Origin of the sequence: Desulfonatronospira sp. (assembly GCA_003563255.1) — a bacterium.
Lineage (GTDB): Bacteria > Desulfobacterota > Desulfovibrionia > Desulfovibrionales > Desulfonatronovibrionaceae > Desulfonatronospira.
In genome coordinates, this window is record PWSL01000046.1 from 1 (window position 1) to 2,879 (window position 2,879).

Consider the following 2,879-nt stretch of genomic DNA (forward strand, 5'->3'; position numbering starts at 1 on the left):
AGTCTGCTGGGCTTAGGCAGTACGGCAGTTGTGATAGTGCTCCTTTTGTCCGCCCTGTGCATTTATTTTTCCAGGCGCAGCATCCTGCGCCTGGGCAGAGAGTACGAAGAGTTCTGCGGTAAGCGGGTCTTCTATCTGCTGGGACAAAACACGGATATATTCTCCAACGTTGAAAACGGCGCAGCAACCGATTCTTATCTGTTCAGACTGGTCAAGGGTGATTCCAGGTTTGCAGGCCGGGTGCTGCGCATGCTTCTGTCCCTGATCATTCCCGGTCTGACCCTGGTGGTAGCCGGCACCGTACTCATTTACTTAGAAACCTATTTAACCCTGCTCATTGCTGTTTTAGCCAGCGTATTTGCCTATTATCAAATCAAGGTAAGCAAGGACGCGGCCAAGCACTCCATGCGCTTTGAAAAACTTGCTCCGGCGGCGGGGCGGGAATACAGAGGCATGCTCCAGCACTGCAAGCAGCAGATCTGCCAGGATAAAAACCAGGGTCTGGTGGAGCGCATGTTTGCCAAAGGTCCGGTGAAGAATCAGCTGGATTCCTATGAGGGCCGGCTGCGGGCCGTGGAAAAAAGCCGGCTGATCAGCGGTATTTTCATGGCCGTGATCCTGGGGCTGATCATCCTGGTCATGGGTACGGGCATAGTCCGGGAAGGCCAGGGCTGGGGGAGGCTCTTGATCTATGTCGTGGCCCTGCGTTTTGCCATGACCAACCTGCAGACAGTCTTTTCCACCATCACAGCCATCAACCGGTTCTATCCGCAGGTGCGGCGCTACTCTCTCTTTGTGCAGAGCTTCGAGGACCAGGACCGGGAGCAGTACCCGGTTCTGGATGAGTATGAGCTGCGGGTGGATACGAACGCTGTGGAGAACGTACTGGAAGGATCTGAAAGCAGGGCTGAAGTAAAACCGGGCCGGCGCATGTCCCTGGTTACCCCTCTGGAACTCAACCGTTACACCATGGCCTCCATGGCCAGGGCCATGCTGGGAGACGATGAAAGGGCCTTCAAGGGGGCCTTGTATTCCATGCGCTTTGCCGCCATGGAGCAGAGCTGCCCCGGAATGTCTTTGCGCAGGGTTCTGGAATTGGAGCCTGACGCCAAGTGGCCGGATATACGGGTCTGGTTTGCGGACCAGGAAACGTTCGAGCGGGCCAGAAAGCAGCTGCCAGGAAGCCTGGACAAGGAGATAAACCCCAAGGTCTGGGACCAGGTGGACCCCGGGATCAAGTTTATCCTGGGCCTTGTCTCGGCCAGGCAGTCCGACTGCCAGTGGGTACTCATTGAAGCCAGAGGACTCAAGTCCTTAGGGCTTGAGGCGGCCAAGTTCTACCTGGACCTGTTCCGGGACAGGATCGCGGTCATGGTCTTCAATAAAAACCTGGACCAGGCGGGCTCCCTTAATGAACATCTGGTTGCTGTTATGGACCAGGAGAGTCTTGTGGGGCTGGGTTCCCCGGAGTGGTTCGCATCGGTGTGGGCACATGCCGGGGATATGCTGGATACGGCCAGGGGCAAGGCTGCGGGCAGGAAAGCCGGGGGCGGGATGCAGGAAGAGGATGAGGAGGAAGTGTGAGTGTGAGTGTAAGTGTGAGTGGGAGTACCAGAATTATGGCGACACACCCATGTACACATGGTTGACTTTTGTTCAGTACTATATATAGTATTAATTTAGTGAGTAGGGGATGATGGCAAGACGGAAAAAAAGGCTGTCAAAATGGGGGGACAACCCTCCCACCCATGTTCCGGTGGAGGAAGTTGAAGCTGTACTGAACCACTATTTTCCTGATGGCTACGAATATAGAGGGTCTCATATTGTCGTCAGGCATCCCGAACTGGCGAAATATCCCTTGGCTTACGGTCCTGACGGCCATATTACAATTCCGGTCAAGAAAGGACAGCAGGTCAAGGGAAGATATCTAAAAACACTGGCCCAAACAATTTCTTTTTTAGAGGAACTGGGCCAGTTCGAGTAACAAGGTACAGGAGGTGCTTGGTTATGGCCACGCTGCAAAAAGAACTGAATTATTACATGGAGTTGCCCTATAAGATTGAAGTGACCCCTGTCCCTGAAGAGGAAGGCGGCGGCTACATGGCGGTATTGCCCGAGATAGGAAAAGAGGCCATTGTTGGCGACGGGGACACCGTAGAAGAAGCCTGCCGGAACCTGAGGGAAATCCAGAAGGAATTATTCTCGGATTATCTGCAAAGAAACATAAAAATACCTGAGCCTGATTCAAGTGAAAGCTACAGCGGCAAGTTTGTTCTCAGGATCCCCAAAATCCTGCACAAAGAACTGGACCAAATGGCCAGGCAGGAAAATGTAAGCCTGAATCTTCTGGTCAACCACCTGTTATCCCAAGCCGCTGAAAGGATTCAGTTAATAAATGAGTTCTCCAGCGACATGGCTTTTCATTTCAATTTTTTGAAAAATGAAATCCAGGCTTTGACTTTCCAGGTCAAAAATTCCTCCAAAAGACAAGGAGATAGTGTAAAAATTGATTCTTTAAGAAGCTATGGCTCCGACTACATCAGGGCCGCATAGCAAGGTATAGTCATGAATCCCGATACAGAAAGAAAGTTGTCCCCTGAGCAATACAGAAAAATTCTCGATTCAATCCAACTGATCGAAATCTATCTGTCTTATGCCAGCATCAAATCCCAGCGGGAAAGATTCACCGGCTCCATGAAGGTGGATTCCAGCCTGGATGTCAAAGCTTATACTGTACATGCTGACAATATTGAAATAGAGATCAAGTGCAGGCTTACAGCTTATAAAGAGCGCAAAAGAGAATACGCCCTGCAGATGGATGTTGGTTATGTAATGGTGGTTCAATCCGAAGAAGCATTTAATGATGATTTTTTTGAGAT

General features: G+C 51.1%; 4 protein-coding genes. All 4 read left to right on the forward strand.

The annotated features are described in order from the left end of the window. Window positions 1–1,584, forward strand: a 1,584-nt coding sequence (locus QZP87_RS01450) for a hypothetical protein (protein ID WP_291321146.1), incomplete at its 5' end; no start/stop codon positions are given. A 109-nt stretch (window positions 1,585–1,693) separates the two neighbouring features. Beyond that, window positions 1,694–1,984, forward strand: a complete 291-nt coding sequence (locus tag QZP87_RS01455; protein WP_291321147.1) for a hypothetical protein — start codon at window positions 1,694–1,696, stop codon at window positions 1,982–1,984. Between the two features lie 23 nt (window positions 1,985–2,007). Beyond that, a complete protein-coding gene (locus tag QZP87_RS01460) occupies window positions 2,008–2,553 on the forward strand; it encodes a toxin-antitoxin system HicB family antitoxin (RefSeq protein WP_291321148.1) in 546 nt (181 codons plus the stop codon). Between the two features lie 12 nt (window positions 2,554–2,565). Then, window positions 2,566–2,879 (forward strand): hypothetical protein (locus QZP87_RS01465; protein ID WP_291321149.1); only part of this gene is annotated, 314 nt, incomplete at its 3' end.